Genomic DNA, 14370 nt, shown 5'->3' on the forward strand with positions numbered 1-14370 from the left:
TTCCTTGAGCGTCAACGATTCCCTGGCCGCAACCGGCCAAGACGATGCGGCCGACGAGCGCAAGAAGAACACCTTCTACTTCGATCGGCACACCCCGGAGTACCGCGATCGCTTCGACGAGATCACCACCGAGATGCATGCCAAGTGCCCGATGGCGTGGAGTCCCACCTACAACGGCCACTGGGTGGCCGCCGACAGCAGGCACGTCTTCGAGCTGGCCCGCTGCCCCGTCGTCTCCAACCACCACGACATCAGTGGGGAAACTCCGTTCCAGGGCATCACCATCCCCAAGGCCAGCCGCGCGACCGTCGTGCGCGGCGGCATCTTGGAGATGGACGAGCCCGAGCACAGCGCATACCGTGGCGCGCTGAACCCGTACCTGTCCCCCGCGGCGATCAAGCGGTGGGTTCCGTTCGTAGATGAGATCACCCGCGCCGCACTCGATGAGCACATCGAGTCGGGACACATCGACTTTGTCGAGCACCTGGCCAATGTGGTTCCCGCGGTGTTCACGCTCGCCATGATGGGCATCGAACTCAAGAAGTGGAACGTCTACAGCGAGCCCACGCACGCCTCGGTGTACACCCCCGAGCACTCACCCGATCGCGAAAAGATCAACGAGCAGCATCGCGAAATGGGCATCGACATCATCAACAACATGATGGAGATCCGGGAGAACCCGCGTCCGGGCCTGGTCAATGCCATGCTGCAGTTGCGCATAGACGGCGAGCCCGCACCCGACATCGAGATCCTGGGCAACCTGGGCCTGGTCATCGGCGGCGGATTCGACACCACCACCGCGCTGACCGCACACGCACTGGAATGGCTCGGCCAGAACCCGTCGGAACGCAGCCGACTCAGCCGGGAACGCGCAACACTGCTGGACCCGGCGACCGAGGAGTTCCTGCGGTTCTTCACCCCCGCACCCGGCGACGGCCGAACGTTCGCCGAGGACGTCGAGGTAGAGGGCCAGCAGTTCAAACAGTTCGAGCGACTGTGGCTGTCGTGGGCGATGGCCAACCGCGACCCGGCGATCTTCGAAGACCCCAACCGCGTCATCCTGGATCGTAAAGGCAACCGGCACTTCAGCTTCGGCCTGGGAGTACACCGCTGCATCGGGTCCAACGTGGCGCGCACGGTTTTCAAGTCGATGCTGACCGCGGTGCTCGACCGGATGCCCGACTATCAGTGCGACTCCGAGGGAGCGGTGCACTACGACACCATCGGCGTCATCCAGGGCATGCGGAACCTGCCGGCGACCTTCACCCCGGGTAAGCGGCTCGGGCCGGGGTTGGACGAGACCCTGGAGAAGCTGCAGCGAATCTGCGACGAACAGGAGTGCGCGCGTCCGATCACCGAGCGCAAAGAACAGGTCGTCATCGACTGACGCTTCTTGCGCGAGCAGACATAAAAGCGCCCATTTCAAGCCGAAATAGGGCGCTTTTATGTCTGCTCGCGGTACCGATCTCGCGCTAGCCGCGGGGCAGGCCCAGCCCCTGCTGAGCGATGATGTTGCGGTGAATCTCCGAGGTGCCCCCCGCGATGGTGCCGGAGAAGCTTCGGGCATGCCGCTCGAACCAGCTGGCGAAGTAGCTGTCGAGGTTCATCGGCGCATATGGTCCCGAATTCGCCGGGTGCACAAGGCCGTCCACCCCGGCCGCATCCAGCGCGTGACCGGAGGCGAACATCTCGGCCTCGGAGCCGAGCAACTTGAGCACCGACAGTGCGGCCACGTCCTCCTCACCGCGCGCCGCGCGCGCCAGCGCCGCCGACCCCAACAGGCGCAGCGCCTGGTAGTCCATGACCGCCGTGGCAAACCGGTCACGTTCGAGTGCTCCCTCGGGATGGAAGTCGGCGATGATGTTGTCCAGCCGGTCGGCGAAACCCAGCCACATCATGGTGCGTTCGTGGCCCAGGGATCCGTTGGCCACCCGCCAGCCACCGTGCAGCGGACCGACCAGGTTCTCCGCCGGCACCCGCACATCGGTGAAGAAGACCTCGTTGAAGTCTTGGTCGTCGATCCCGCAGATGGTGGGGAACGGACGGCGCACCACCCCCGGGGTGTCGGTGGGGATGACCAGCACACTGATGCCCTTGTGTTTGGGCGCATCGGGATCGGTGCGGACGAAGGTCAGCAGCATGTCGGCGTCATGCGCCCCCGAGGTCCACACCTTCTGGCCGTTGACAATGAAGTCTTCCCCGTCACGATCCGCCCGGGTCCGCAAGGACGCCAGGTCCGATCCCGCGCTCGGCTCGCTCATGCCCAGCGAGGCGGTGATCTCAGCGCGCAGAATCGGCACCGCCCAGCGTTGCTTCTGCGCATCACTGCCGAACGAAAGCAACGATGCCGCAATGATATTCACACCTTGTGGATTGAAGCTGTGATAAATGCGGCGCCGGCACAGCTCCTCGAGGTGCACGAACTGTTGCAGCAGGGTGGCGTTGCGGCCACCGAACTCCGGCGGATTGCCGGGCAACAGCCAGCCGTTGTCGAACAGCAGTCGCTGCCAGCGGCGCGCCCACTGCGGCATGTGCGAAACCGACCGTGGCCGCTCCAGGGTGTCGGACTCGGGGGGCAGGTTGGCGTCGAGAAAGGCCGCGAACTCGGCGCGGAACTCCTCGACCTCGGGATCAAATGCGAGCTGCAAGGTAGTCCTCGGTGATCGCGGCCCGGTGCTGCGCGGCACCACCGAGCATCAGCTCCCCCGCCTTGGCCCGCTTGAGCGCGAACTGCAGGTCGTTCTCCCAGGTGAATCCCATCGCACCGAACAGCTGCAGCCCATGCCGGAAGACCACCGACTGGCATTCCCCGGCGGCAGCCTTGGCCATGGCGGACGCCATCCGCCGGCGCGGGTCATCGACGGCGATCGTCAGCGCGGCGAAATAGGCCAGCGCCCGGGCCCGTTCGATCGCCACGTGCATGTCGGCGGCCTTATGCTGGACGGCCTGGAAGGAGCCGATCGGCACCCCGAACTGTTGCCGGCTGCGGATATGCTCCAGCGCCAGGTCGAGAATGCGCTGGCAGGCGCCGACCGTCGTCATCGCCATTCCGCTGAGCGCGACGTGGCGGGCCCGCTCGACATCGACGCGGAGCCGGGCGCTGTCGGGCACCTCGACTCCGGCGAACGACACGTCACTCACATGTAGCGTCGGGTCGAAGACGGCCGACTTGCGAGTCGTCACCGCACCGACGTCGACCAAGAACACACCCGCCGCGGTGACCACCGCCAGCCGATCGGCGCGATCGCCGTCCAGAACATGCAGGGCGGTTCCCGCCAGCACCCAGCCCCCGGCGTTGCGGTGCGCGGTCACCCCGCTGAAGACCGCTGCGCCAGTGGAACCGTCCGGGTTGTGGTGTTCACCGACCAGCGGAGCGAACTGGGTCATGGTTGCCAGGAACGGCGTGGGATCCGTGGCGCGGCCCAGTTCTTCGAGGACGATCGCCAGCTCTACCGCGGTTTCCGGCTCATGCAACTCGGTCCAGCCCAGGTCTACATAGACGTTCCACAGGGAGTCGACTGCGCCGTCCGCCTCACCCTCGGCCACCCTGCGCACCAACGAGGGCGAACACTGTTTACCCACCACATCGCGTACCGTGCCCTGCCACAGTCGCTGATCTTCGTCGAACTCCAAGAGCATTGCAGCCACCTCTCCCAAGCGCCGATTGAGAATAACATTCTCACTATCGGATGTAACGATCTCGCCTTGAGATGCCTTGTCATCCCCGCGCAACGCGGCAGTGATCGCCCCAATGCCCCGCCACCCGCAGCCGACGATCGCACGCCAGAATGAGAACCTTGTTCTTGCATGCAAAGAATACAGCTATACAATGGTCCCACCGGGGGGTCGGGCGGCACGGTGGCTGCACCACAGTGCCCGGCGGGCGGTACGACGAAGGGCGGCGTTGATGATCGAGCACCCGGACGGCACGCGCACGCCCGTCATCGACGCCAGTGTGCACATCTTTGCGGCGTCGAACTCCGACCTCCGCAGCTTCCTGCGAGAACCATTCAAGAGCCGGGGCTTCCCCGACTACGAGATGGACTGGTACGGCGCGCCGGGCGGCGAGTACGCGCCCGGCACCGACGGCCCGCAGCGCCAATACCCCGGGTCGGACCCCGAGGTGGTCGCCCAACACCTGTTCACCGAACGCGGGGTCGACGTGGCCGTCTTGCATCCGATGACCCGCGGAGTCATGCCGGACCGGCATCTGGGATCGGCGATCGCCGCGGCGCACAACGAGATCCTGGTGTCCCGCTGGCTGGACCACCCCGAGTACGGCGAGCGCTTCCGGGGCACCATCCGAGTCAATCCGGACGACATCGCCGGCGCGCTACGCGAGATCGAGCGCTGGAAGGACCATCCCCGGGTCGTGCAGATCGGCGTACCACTGCAATCCCGGGAGCTCTTCGGCAAACCGCAGTTCTGGCCGCTGTGGGAGGCAGCCATCGACGCCGGCCTACCGGTCGTGGCGCACATCGAGGTGGGTTCAGGCATCTCCGCCTCGCCAACACCGTCCGGCGTTCCCCGCACCTACGAGCAGTACGTCAGCTTCATGGCCTGCAATTACCTGTACCACCTGATGAACATGATTGCCGAAGGCGTTTTCGAGCGGATGCCAGCGCTGAAGTTCGTGTGGGCCGACGGCGCCGCGGATCTGCTGACGCCGCTCATCTGGCGGATGGACACCTTCGGCCGGCCACACCTGGAGCAGACGCCGTGGGCACCGAAGATGCCGAGTGATTACCTGCCCGGCCACGTCTACTTCGTGCAGGGTGCCATGGACGGCCCCGGGGACACCGATTTCGCCGGGGAATGGTTCGGCTTCACCGGCAAAGACGACATGGTGATATACGGCTCCAGCTATCCGCACTGGCAACGCAACGAACTGGCCGTTCCGCAGGCGTTCAGCGCCGAACAACGCGACAAGCTGTGCTGGCGCAACGCCGCTGGCCTCTACGGCATAGAAGTCCCTGCCGTACCAGCCGTCGCGGGCGCACACTAGAGAGCAGTAGGGACCGAGGGAGTTCACGATGACCGTGACAGCTACCGAGCGTAAGCCGGCCGCCGAACGAATCGCCGTGCGATGCGTGGATTCGGACGTTCACCCCGTGCCGCGGCGCGGCGATCTGGTGCAGTACCTTCCCGAACCCTGGCGCAGCAAGTACTTTCTGCCCCGCCGGGTCGGCGAACAGATCTACTACGACGCCCCGGACTACGCACACGCCTACGCCATGCGCGTCGACGCGTTCCCGGCCGACGGCGAATTCCCGGGAAGCGACCCGGAGTTGGCGTTCAAACAGCTGATCATGGAAGCCGGTGCCGACTACGCGATCCTCGAGCCCGCCGCCTACCCTGCCCGCATTCCCGAAGCACAGCAGGCGATGTCGTCCGCACTCAACGACTGGCAGGCCAACCACTGGCTCGACCCCAAGAACAACTGGCATGAGCGCTGGCGCGGCTCGATCTGCGCCGCGATCGAAGATCCGGCCGGCGCGGTCGCCGAGATCGAGAAGTGGGCCGGCCACCCCTACATGGCGCAGATCCTGATCAAAGCCGAACCACGGCCCGCGTGGGGCGACCCCAAGTACGACCCGATCTGGGCGGCGGCCACCAAGCACGACATCACGGTGAGCTGCCACCTATCCCGCAGCCATCACGAAGAACTGCCGATGCCGCCGGTAGGAATGCCCAGCTACAACCACGACTTCATGGTCACCTACTCGCTGCTGGCGGCGAACCAGGTGATGAGCCTGGTGTTCGACGGGGTCTTCGACCGGCACCCGAACCTGCGCATCGTGCTCGTCGAACACGCCTTCACCTGGATCCTGCCGCTGATGTGGCGGATGGACGCCATCTATGCGGCCCGCAAGTCATGGATGGACATCAAGCGCAAGCCGAGTGAGTACGTCAAGGACCACATCAAATTCACCACCCAGCCGCTGGACTACCCCGAGGACAAGACCGAACTCTCACGGGCCCTCGAATGGATGGAGTGCGAGAAGATCCTGCTCTATTCCTCGGACTACCCGCACTGGACCTTCGACGACCCGCGCTGGCTGGTCAAACACCTGCCCAAGGCGGCCCGGGAAGCGGTGATGTTCAAGAACGGATTGCAGACCTACCACCTGCCCGACACGGTCCCGGCCCTCGAAGGACAGGTGCGGGTGTTCTAGATGAGTCACGACGAGCAGCGGCCCCGGCTGGCCCAGGGCCGCGAGCACATTGTTGCCACGATCGATGAAATCCCGCCCGGCACCCACAAGCTCGTGCCGATCGGGCATCACGGAGTCGGCGTGTACAACATCAACGGGACGTTCTACGCGATTGCGAATTTCTGCCCCCACCAGGGCGGTCCGCTGTGCTCTGGCCGGCTGCGCGGGCGCACCGTCGTCGACGAGGAGAGCCCGGGCGACGCCGCCATGGTCCGCGACCTCGAATACATCTACTGCCCGTGGCATCAGTGGGGTTTCGAACTCGCCACCGGTACGACCGCGGTCAAACCGGAGTGGAGTATCCGCACCTACCCGGTGCGGGTAGTCGGCAACGACGTCCTCGTCCAGGCCTAACACACAGGAGTTTTCGGTGGCCTCTATCGAAGTCAACGGCGGCAACGTTGTCTACGAAATCCTCGGCACCACAGGTGATCTGATCGTGCTGACGCCCGGTGGCCGGTTCTCCAAGGAGATCCCGGGACTACGCCCACTCGCCGAAGCTCTGGTCGAGGGCGGCTACCGGGTGCTGCTGTGGGACCGCCCCAACTGCGGCGCGTCCGACGTGCAGTTCTACGGCCAGTCCGAATCCCACATGCGTGCCGAGACGCTGCACGGACTGCTCACCGCCCTGGAGACCGGGCCGGTCATCCTGGCCGGCGGCTCGGGTGGCGCGCGGGACTCGATCCTGACCACCATGTTTTATCCGGAGCTGGTCACCAAGCTGGCGCTGTGGAACATCGTGGGCGGCATCTACGGCACCTTCGTACTCGGGTCCTACTACGTGGTGCCCAGCATCCTGGCCGCGCGTGGCGGTGGGCCGGCGGCCCTGCTGGGCATCCGCGAGTGGCAGGAGCGGATCGAGGAGAACCCGAATAACAAGCAACGACTGCTCGACCTGGACGGCGATGCGTTCCTCAAGGTGATGCTGCGCTGGCTGGGCGCATTCGTCTCCAAGCCGGGCCAGACGATTCCGGGCGTGGACGACGAGATGTTCGACCGAATCACGGTTCCCACGCTGATCATCCGCGGCGGCGAGAACGACTGGGACCATCCCAAGCGCACGTCGCTGGAGGTCAACTGCCTGATCAAGGGATCCGAGCTGATCGATCCACCGTGGCCTGAAGACGCCTGGGAGCGGGCCGCTGAAGATCGGGCATCAGGAAAAGTCAGTCACTTCAACATGTTCGACACCTGGGTGCAGGCGGCCCCGGCGATCCTGGAATTCCTGGGCCGCTGATGACCTCAGCGGGTGTGGATATGAACCTCACAGTTCAGCGATGCCTCCAGCGCAGTGTGGATCCGACTTTCGCCGACCCGCTGCAGGTCCGGCTCTGCCAAGGTCACGTGCACGATGTCGAGACCATCGGGCCCCGATGTGCGAGCGATATCACCGGACAGTCCCAGCCCGGCCAGCACCCCGTGCACGTCGTCATCGGTGCCTCTGCTCAGATAGGTCACCACGCCCGGTGTCGGCAGCGTGTCGAATGCTTTGGCGCACAGCTGTATACCGACATCAATGACGTCCTGTTCGGCTCCGGTGATGAGCAACCGTACGTGGCGCCGGCCCACCGGCATAGCCGCAATGTCGGCATCGACCACGTCGACACCGGCTTGGCCGGCCAGCTCTCGCAGCGTTGCCATCCCCGCCGCCAGATGCTCGGGCATCAGTTTCCCGGCCGGGTCGACGTCGAGTCGCACCACCGCTGTTCTCACGTCCGCGAGCCTAGCCAAAAGAGGTGTCAATGACGACCGACAGCACGGTGACCCCGGACGCCACAACGTTCACCGTGGCCGCCTGGCCGAGTTGCCCGCCACGGCTGCTTCGCATGCAGTCCGGCGTCGAGGACTGGGCGGAATACCTGTCCGGCGGAGGCTACCAACCGCTGCCGAACCCGGACGAGTTTCTCTCCGAGGTGGAGCGCAGCGGCCTGCTCGGCCGCGGCGGCGCGGCATTCCCGCTCGGAGTCAAGCTGCGTTCGGTGCGCGAGCGAGGCCGCCGCGGCCGCGACACCGTGGTGGTGGCCAATGGTGAAGAGGGCGAACCAGCTTCGGTCAAGGACCGGTGGCTGCTGCGCAACCGCCCCCATCTGGTGCTGGACGGGTTGCGGCTGGCCGCCGCGACGGTGGCGGCATGCCGCGCCTACGTTTACGTCTCTGATGCATCGGCAGCCCGTAGCATCGAGAACGCATTGACCGAGATCGACCCGGAAGCCCTTGGCGGGCTGTCGATCAGTGTTTTCACTGTCGAGGCCGGCTACGTGGCCGGCGAGGAGACCGCGGCGGTGCGGGCCATCAACGGCGGCCCGGCCAAACCGACGGACAAACCACCCCGCCCCTACCAACAGGGCATCGGTGCGCGCCCGACCCTGGTCTCCAATGTCGAGACACTGGCGAATCTTCCTTATCTGCAACGACATGGCGCGGACGCCTTTCGCACGTACGGGACCGCGTTGTCGCCGGGAACCTTCCTGGCCACGGTGAGCGGCGGCGGGCGACCTGCCGTGCTCTACGAGCTACCGCATGGCCTCACGATCGCAGAGTTGCTGAGCGCGCACGGGATTGCGGCCGAGCAGGTCCGTGGTGTGCTGATGGGTGGCTACTTCGCCGGTCTGCTCAACCGTGAAGCGCTGCACGCCACCCTAGACCACGAGTCGCTGCGCGCGAGCGGCAGCGGTTTGGGCTGCGGTGCGATCTCCGTCCTCACCGACGACTGCCCGGTCGCGGTGGCGGCCGCGGTGTTGGCCTATTTCGGCAGGGAGAACGCCGGACAGTGTGGGTCGTGCTTCAACGGCACCGTGGCTATGGCGGCGGTCGCCGAAGCCCTGCGGGACGGAGTCGCGACCGCCGAAGACGTGCAGCGGCTGCAGCGGTGGGCCGGTGTGCTGCCCGGGCGCGGCGCCTGCGGCACGCTGGACGGCGCCACCAACGTTGCCGCCAGCCTGCTGACCAGGTTTCCAGACTTGGTGGCGCGCCACCTCGACGGCGCCTGCGACGCCTGCCGTGGCGGTGCTTTCCGCGCGATGCGTCCCTACCAGGTCGAGGAGGTGACGGCATGAAGATCCGCCTGGACCGCACGCTGTGCGACGGGTTCGGCTATTGCGCCAAACACGCACCCAAACATTTTTCCCTGGACGACTGGGGATATGCCTCCCTGACCGGCGACGGGTCGGTGGAGAAGGCCGACGAGCACGACGTCATGCGCGCTCTGCTGGATTGCCCGGTGCACGCCATCATCGAGATCACCGAGGAGGACGACCGATGAGCGCACCTGGGCGCCCCCTGCCCGCGGTCACCCCCGAGAACGAATTCTTTTGGACCGCTGGCGCTGACGGCGTGCTCCGGCTGCAGAGATGTCTCGACTGCGCGGCGCTGATCCATCCGCCCCAACCGGTGTGCCGGTACTGCCGAAGCACGAACATGGGCGTGCGCGACGTGTCTGGGCGAGCCACGCTGGCGGGGTTCACCATCAACCACCGCTTCAGCCTGCCCGGTCTGCCGGCGCCCTATGTGGTGGCCCAAGTAGCGATCAACGAAGACCCCCGAGTTCGACTGACCACCAACATCATCGACTGCGACCCCGATCAGCTCGAGCTGGGCCAGCAAGTGGAGGTGGCATTCGAGCACATCGAAGACGTCTGGCTGCCGCTGTTTCGGCTAGCACCGGCCGGTGCGGAAGACTCAGCGACCAAACCGCTTCCCGACGACGAGATCGCGCCCGAGGACTACGCACAGTATGTGCGCCCGATGGTGACCGCCGAGAAGTTCGAGGACAAGGTGGCGCTCACCGGGATCGGGGCTTCACGGCTGGGCCGTCGGCTCATGGCTGCGCCACTGGCGCTGACCGTGGAGGCGTGCCAGGCCGCTGTCGCCGACGCAGGCTTGACCTTCGAGGACATCGACGGACTCTCCACGTATCCGGGCTTGGACGTCGCGGGCATGGGTGAAGGCGGGGTCTCGGCGCTGGAGGGCGCGTTGGGATTCCGGCCGACCTGGATCAACGGCGGCATGGACACCTTCGGTCCGAGCGGCTCCGTCATCGCCGCGATGATGGCCGTGGCCACCGGGCTGGCCCGTCACGTGTTGTGTTTCCGAACCGTGTGGGAATCGACCTTCAGCGAGCTGCTGAAAGTAGGCAAAGCCTCACCACCCGGCGGACGGCGCACGAACAGCTGGCAGGTTCCGTTCGGCGCCACCTCGGCGGCACACACACTGGCACTCAATGCGCAGCGGCATTTCCATCGCTACGGCACCACCCGCGAGACCCTCGGCTGGATCGCGTTGAACCAGCGGGCCAATGCCGCAGTCAACCCAACGGCGATCTACCGGGATCCGATGAGCATGGACGACTACCTGTCCGCGCGGATGATCACCACCCCGTTCGGTCTCTACGACTGCGACGTCCCGTGCGATGGCGCGGTCGCGGTGGTCGTGTCGGCCGTCGACGTGGCACGCGACTTGGCCAAGCCGCCGATCCGAGTCGAGGCGGTCGGCACCCAGATCATCGAGCGAACCGACTGGGACCAGAGCACGCTGACTCACGAACCGCAGGTCCTCGGCCAGTCCGCGCACCTGTGGTCGCGCACGTCGATGCGGCCGGCGGACGTCGACGTCGCCGAGCTCTACGACGGGTTCACCTTCAACTGCCTGTCTTGGATTGAGGCACTGGGCTTCTGCGGCATCGGTGAGGCGAAGAGCTTTCTGGACGGGGGCGTCAACATCGCACGCGACGGGCTGCTGCCGCTCAACACCCACGGCGGTCAGCTGTCGCACGGCCGCACGCACGGCATGGGGCTGATCCACGAGGCCGTCACCCAGCTGCGCGGTGATGCCGGTGAACGCCAGGTTCCCGGCGCCCGCGTCGCGGTGGCGAGCAGCGGCGGACTGACACCGAGTGGGGTCATCTTGCTGAGGACCGACTCGTGAGCGCCACGGTGCGCCCGCGGATGGTCAGCGCCGACGGCGTGCCGATGTCGGCACTGGTCGCCGAGGTCCCCGATCCGCATGCGGTGATCGTCGCGCTGCACGGCGGCGGCACCACATCGATCTATTTCGACTGCCCCGGACAGCCCACGCTATCTCTGCTGAGAACCGGTGCGGCGCAGGGCTACACCGTGATCGCATTGGATCGTCCAGGCTACGGCAGTTCGGCCCTGTATCCGGAGGCGATGACCGAGCCCGAGCAACGCGTCCGGCTGGCCTACCTGGCGGTCGACCGGATCCTTGGCGAACGGGCACGTGGCGCGGGGCTGTTCGTGCTGGGGCATTCCAACGGCTGTGAGCTGGCGGTGCGGATGGCCGCGGCCGATCGCGGCGCGGACCTGCTGGGTCTGGAACTGGCCGGCACCGGGCTGCGCTATCAGGACGCCGCACGCACCGCATTGAGCTCGGCCGGACCCGGCCAGCGGCCCGCCGGTCTGCGCGAACTGCTCTGGGAGCCCGCCTCGCTGTATCCAGAGGCGGTGCTGCGCGGGATCACCAACGCGTCCTCGGGTGCACCGTATGAAGCCGACATGGTGGCCAGTTGGCCGCGGCGAGATTTTCCGGCCCTGGCCGCACAGGTTCGGGTGCCGGTGCGCTTCACCTTCGCCGAACACGAGAAGGTCTGGGAATCCTGCCCGGACGCGCAGCGCGAGATCCACAACATCTTCAGCGCCGCAGACGGTTTCACGAGCAACCACCAGCCCGAGGCGGGCCACAATCTCAGCCTCGGCTTCAGCGCCGCGGAGTACCACCGCTCGGTGCTGTCATTCGTCAACGATTGCGCGACCGCCGTCGTCGCGCGGGACTCGGAGGTCAGCGGATGCGCGTCGGATTCATCGGGTTAGGCAGCCAGGGCGCGCCGATGGCGCGACGCATCGTCGAGGGCGGCTACGCCACGACGTTATGGGCACGAAGAGACGGCACACTGGAGCCCTTCTCCGACACCGAGGCACGCATCGCCGACTCCCCCGCCAAGCTGGCCGGCCAGAGCGACTTGGTCTGCCTGTGTGTGGTCGGTGACTCCGACGTCGAGGAAGTGGTCCGGGGTGACAACGGTGTGCTGGCCGGTTTGCAACCCGGCGGGATCATCGCGATTCACAGCACGGTCCATCCCGACACCTGTCGCCGGTTGGCGCAGCACTGCGCCGAACAGCAGGTCTCGGTGATCGATGCTCCGGTGAGCGGGGGCGGCCCGGCCGCAGCGGCCGGCACGCTACTGGTGATGGCCGGAGGCGAAGCCGACGTCGTGGAGCGCTGCCGGCCGGTTTTCGAGACCTACGCCGACCCGGTGGTGCATCTGGGCGATCTTGGCTCCGGCCAAGTAACCAAGTTGCTCAACAATCTGTTGTTCACCGCCAACCTCGGTACTGCCGCCACCGCGCTGGCTCTGGGCAAGCAGTTGGGCGTCGCCACCGATCGGCTCGCCGAGGTGGTCTCCGGTGGTAGCGCGAACAGCTTCGCGCTGAACAGCATCCGGGGGTCCGGCGGCACCCTGGACCGGTTGGCCGGGCTGGCGGGAGCCCTGCTGCAAAAGGATGTCCGATTGGTGTCCGACTTGGCGGAGCGGGCCGGGGCGAATCCCGGCGCGGTGCTCGATGCCGCCGATGCGGCGCTGGCGCTGATGGATCACCCCCGGTGACACCGGTCTGCGGTGACCCCTTCCGACAAGCTGCCGTTTGTCTTACAGTAGCGGTTATAGTCCATCGTCCCAGCGTCGTCTTCGCCTAGCGTCCGGCGCACCGAGGAGGTTCGATGACCAAGGCGGAACTCATCTTCGACCCGTTCTCCGAAGAGTATTACGAGAACCCGTTCGACATCTATCGGCGCATGCGCGAGGAAGCGCCGCTGTACTACAACGCCGAAGAGGATTTCTACGCGCTGACGCGACACGAAGACGTGTCGGCGGCTCTCAAGGACTTCGAAACCTACTCGTCGGCCCGCGGCTGCGATCTCGCGATGGTGCGCTCGGGTGAGGCGCCGCAGAAGATGATCATCTTCATGGACCCGCCCGATCATCGGCACATGCGCAGCCTGCTCAACAAGGCCTTCACCCCGCGTGCGATTCAGGCCCAGCGCGACACCGTCATCGAACAGGTCGAGCGGTTCCTGGGCGCCGTCGACCCCGACGGTTTCGACGTGGTGCAGGACTTCTCCGGGCCGTTCCCGGTGGAGGTCATCACCCGGATGGCCGGGGTACCCGATGAGTACCGCCAACAGGTGCGGCACTGGATCGACACCTCGCTGCACCGCGAGCCGGGGCAGATCGAGGTCAGCGCGGCCGGCATGCAGGCCACCATCGAGACCGCGACCTACTACTACGGGCTGATCCAGGAACGGCGCGTCGACCCGCAAGACGACATGATCAGCAGGCTGATCGCCGCCGAAATGCCCGGCGAAGACGGCCAGATGCGACGCCTCGACGATATCGAGATCACCGGATTCGCCTCGCTGCTCGGGGCCGCCGGCGCGGAAACCGTCACCAAGCTGGTCGGCAATGCCGCGGTGATCTTCGCCCGTCAGCCCGACCAGTGGCAGAAGCTCCTCGACGATCGCAGCAAGGTTCCCGCCGCGGTCGAGGAACTGCTGCGTTACGAGGGCCCGGTGCAGTACAACGTCCGCTACACCCTCAAGGAAGCGCACGTCGCCGGCGGCACCATTCCGGCCGGCAAACCAGTGTTCTTGATCGCCGCGGCCGCCAACCGGGATCCCGAAGCGTTCACCGATCCCGATACCTTCGACATCGACCGAGACCAGACTCAGGCGCAACACCTGGGCCTGGGGTACGGAATTCACAGCTGCCTGGGGGCGGCGCTGGCCCGGATGGAAAGCGTCATCGCCCTGGAGCGGCTGCTGGACTTCATGCCTCGCTACGAAGTGGATTGGGCTGGCCTGCAACGAGTTCACATGCAGAACGTCTCCGGCTGGAAGAACGTTCCCGTCCGCGTGTTGCGTTAGGGGTATCGATGTCACGCCGACAGGTAGTGGTCGATTACGGGCTGTGCGAATCCAATGCGATCTGCATGGGCATCAACCCGGAGGTGTTCCACGTCGATGACGACGACAACCTCTTCATTCTCAAGCCTGACATCACCGCCGAGACCGAACGCGACGTCGCCGAGGCGGTCCGTCGTTGCCCCCGCCAGGCCCTGGCGATAGTCGACGTCGACGACTAGGG

At 66.1% G+C, this 14370-nt stretch carries 14 protein-coding genes and 1 pseudogene; 12 read left to right on the forward strand and 3 right to left on the reverse strand.

All coding sequences use genetic code 11. The features are described 5' to 3' along the window. The first annotated feature begins 4 nt into the window (after positions 1 to 4). Entirely contained in the window at positions 5 to 1387 is a 1383-nt protein-coding gene (locus tag ACKY0X_RS18655) for a cytochrome P450 (protein ID WP_409427236.1), read from the forward strand. An 85-nt stretch (positions 1388 to 1472) separates the two neighbouring features. Here the strand turns inward: ACKY0X_RS18655 and ACKY0X_RS18660 are convergent, their stop codons facing one another. Further along, the gene (locus tag ACKY0X_RS18660; protein ID WP_409427237.1) at positions 1473 to 2648 is read right to left on the reverse strand and encodes an acyl-CoA dehydrogenase family protein; all 1176 of its coding nucleotides are present in this window, start codon (positions 2646 to 2648) and stop codon (positions 1473 to 1475) included. Beyond that, the gene (locus tag ACKY0X_RS18665; protein WP_409427238.1) at positions 2632 to 3639 is read right to left on the reverse strand and encodes an acyl-CoA dehydrogenase family protein; all 1008 of its coding nucleotides are present in this window, start codon (positions 3637 to 3639) and stop codon (positions 2632 to 2634) included. The genes ACKY0X_RS18660 and ACKY0X_RS18665 overlap by 17 nt, the downstream gene beginning before the upstream one ends. 268 nt (positions 3640 to 3907) lie before the next feature. Between ACKY0X_RS18665 and ACKY0X_RS18670 the strand changes: the two genes are divergently transcribed. From ACKY0X_RS18670 to ACKY0X_RS18685, 4 genes are read left to right on the forward strand one after another with little or no spacing between them, the layout of a single operon-like run. Next, a complete protein-coding gene (locus tag ACKY0X_RS18670) occupies positions 3908 to 5005 on the forward strand; it encodes an amidohydrolase family protein (protein ID WP_409427239.1) in 1098 nt (365 codons plus the stop codon). Positions 5006 to 5033: 28 nt separating this feature from the next. Further along, complete coding sequence (locus tag ACKY0X_RS18675) at positions 5034 to 6176, forward strand: amidohydrolase family protein (RefSeq protein WP_065040897.1); 1143 nt, start codon at positions 5034 to 5036, stop codon at positions 6174 to 6176. Then, on the forward strand, positions 6177 to 6569 hold the full coding sequence (locus ACKY0X_RS18680; RefSeq protein WP_065040898.1) for a Rieske (2Fe-2S) protein: 393 nt from the start codon (positions 6177 to 6179) through the stop codon (positions 6567 to 6569). Positions 6570 to 6585: 16 nt separating this feature from the next. After that, entirely contained in the window at positions 6586 to 7452 is an 867-nt protein-coding gene (locus ACKY0X_RS18685) for an alpha/beta fold hydrolase (protein ID WP_409427240.1), read from the forward strand. A 5-nt stretch (positions 7453 to 7457) separates the two neighbouring features. On the opposite strand, the gene ACKY0X_RS18690 is transcribed toward ACKY0X_RS18685, so the two are convergent. After that, positions 7458 to 7916 carry a hypothetical protein gene (locus ACKY0X_RS18690; protein WP_409429696.1) on the reverse strand — a complete coding sequence of 153 codons (459 nt, stop codon included), beginning with the start codon at positions 7914 to 7916 and terminating at the stop codon, positions 7458 to 7460. Between the two features lie 41 nt (positions 7917 to 7957). Between ACKY0X_RS18690 and ACKY0X_RS18695 the strand changes: the two genes are divergently transcribed. From ACKY0X_RS18695 to ACKY0X_RS18725, 7 genes and pseudogenes are all read left to right on the forward strand, one after another. Further along, positions 7958 to 9271: an NADH-ubiquinone oxidoreductase-F iron-sulfur binding region domain-containing protein gene (locus tag ACKY0X_RS18695; RefSeq protein WP_409427241.1), complete on the forward strand. Its 1314-nt coding sequence runs from the start codon at positions 7958 to 7960 to the stop codon at positions 9269 to 9271. Next, a pseudogene (locus ACKY0X_RS18700) lies at positions 9268 to 9462 on the forward strand (ferredoxin); the annotation flags it as partial. The gene ACKY0X_RS18695 and the pseudogene ACKY0X_RS18700, both read left to right, overlap by 4 nt. Before the next feature lie 11 nt (positions 9463 to 9473). Next, a complete protein-coding gene (locus ACKY0X_RS18705) occupies positions 9474 to 11138 on the forward strand; it encodes a thiolase C-terminal domain-containing protein (RefSeq protein ID WP_409427242.1) in 1665 nt (554 codons plus the stop codon). A gap of 20 nt (positions 11139 to 11158) precedes the next feature. After that, positions 11159 to 12040: an alpha/beta hydrolase gene (locus tag ACKY0X_RS18710; protein WP_409429697.1), complete on the forward strand. Its 882-nt coding sequence runs from the start codon at positions 11159 to 11161 to the stop codon at positions 12038 to 12040. Continuing rightward, a complete protein-coding gene (locus ACKY0X_RS18715) occupies positions 12016 to 12834 on the forward strand; it encodes an NAD(P)-dependent oxidoreductase (protein ID WP_409427243.1) in 819 nt (272 codons plus the stop codon). Before ACKY0X_RS18710 ends, ACKY0X_RS18715 begins: the two co-directional genes overlap by 25 nt. A 113-nt stretch (positions 12835 to 12947) precedes the next feature. After that, positions 12948 to 14150, forward strand: coding sequence for a cytochrome P450 (locus tag ACKY0X_RS18720; RefSeq protein WP_409427244.1), 1203 nt, complete (start codon positions 12948 to 12950; stop codon positions 14148 to 14150). Positions 14151 to 14158: 8 nt separating this feature from the next. Continuing rightward, complete coding sequence (locus ACKY0X_RS18725) at positions 14159 to 14368, forward strand: ferredoxin (protein WP_409427245.1); 210 nt, start codon at positions 14159 to 14161, stop codon at positions 14366 to 14368. The last annotated feature ends 2 nt before the right edge of the window (positions 14369 to 14370 follow it).

Origin of the sequence: Mycobacterium sp. SMC-11 (genome assembly GCF_046250095.1) — a bacterium.
Lineage (GTDB): Bacteria > Actinomycetota > Actinomycetes > Mycobacteriales > Mycobacteriaceae > Mycobacterium > Mycobacterium heraklionense_A.

Excerpts from the sequence above, each read along its gene's own strand:
- ACKY0X_RS18665 (WP_409427238.1), bottom strand. The coding sequence starts at position 3,639 with ATGCTCTTGGAGTTCGACGAAGATCAGCGACTGTGGCAGGGCACGGTA.
- ACKY0X_RS18670 (WP_409427239.1), top strand. The coding sequence starts at position 3,908 with ATGATCGAGCACCCGGACGGCACGCGCACGCCCGTCATCGACGCCAGT.
- ACKY0X_RS18675 (WP_065040897.1), top strand. The coding sequence starts at position 5,034 with ATGACCGTGACAGCTACCGAGCGTAAGCCGGCCGCCGAACGAATCGCC.
- ACKY0X_RS18680 (WP_065040898.1), top strand. The coding sequence starts at position 6,177 with ATGAGTCACGACGAGCAGCGGCCCCGGCTGGCCCAGGGCCGCGAGCAC.
- ACKY0X_RS18695 (WP_409427241.1), top strand. The coding sequence starts at position 7,958 with ATGACGACCGACAGCACGGTGACCCCGGACGCCACAACGTTCACCGTG.
- ACKY0X_RS18705 (WP_409427242.1), top strand. The coding sequence starts at position 9,474 with ATGAGCGCACCTGGGCGCCCCCTGCCCGCGGTCACCCCCGAGAACGAA.
- ACKY0X_RS18710 (WP_409429697.1), top strand. The coding sequence starts at position 11,159 with ATGGTCAGCGCCGACGGCGTGCCGATGTCGGCACTGGTCGCCGAGGTC.
- ACKY0X_RS18715 (WP_409427243.1), top strand. The coding sequence starts at position 12,016 with ATGCGCGTCGGATTCATCGGGTTAGGCAGCCAGGGCGCGCCGATGGCG.
- ACKY0X_RS18720 (WP_409427244.1), top strand. The coding sequence starts at position 12,948 with ATGACCAAGGCGGAACTCATCTTCGACCCGTTCTCCGAAGAGTATTAC.
- ACKY0X_RS18725 (WP_409427245.1), top strand. The coding sequence starts at position 14,159 with ATGTCACGCCGACAGGTAGTGGTCGATTACGGGCTGTGCGAATCCAAT.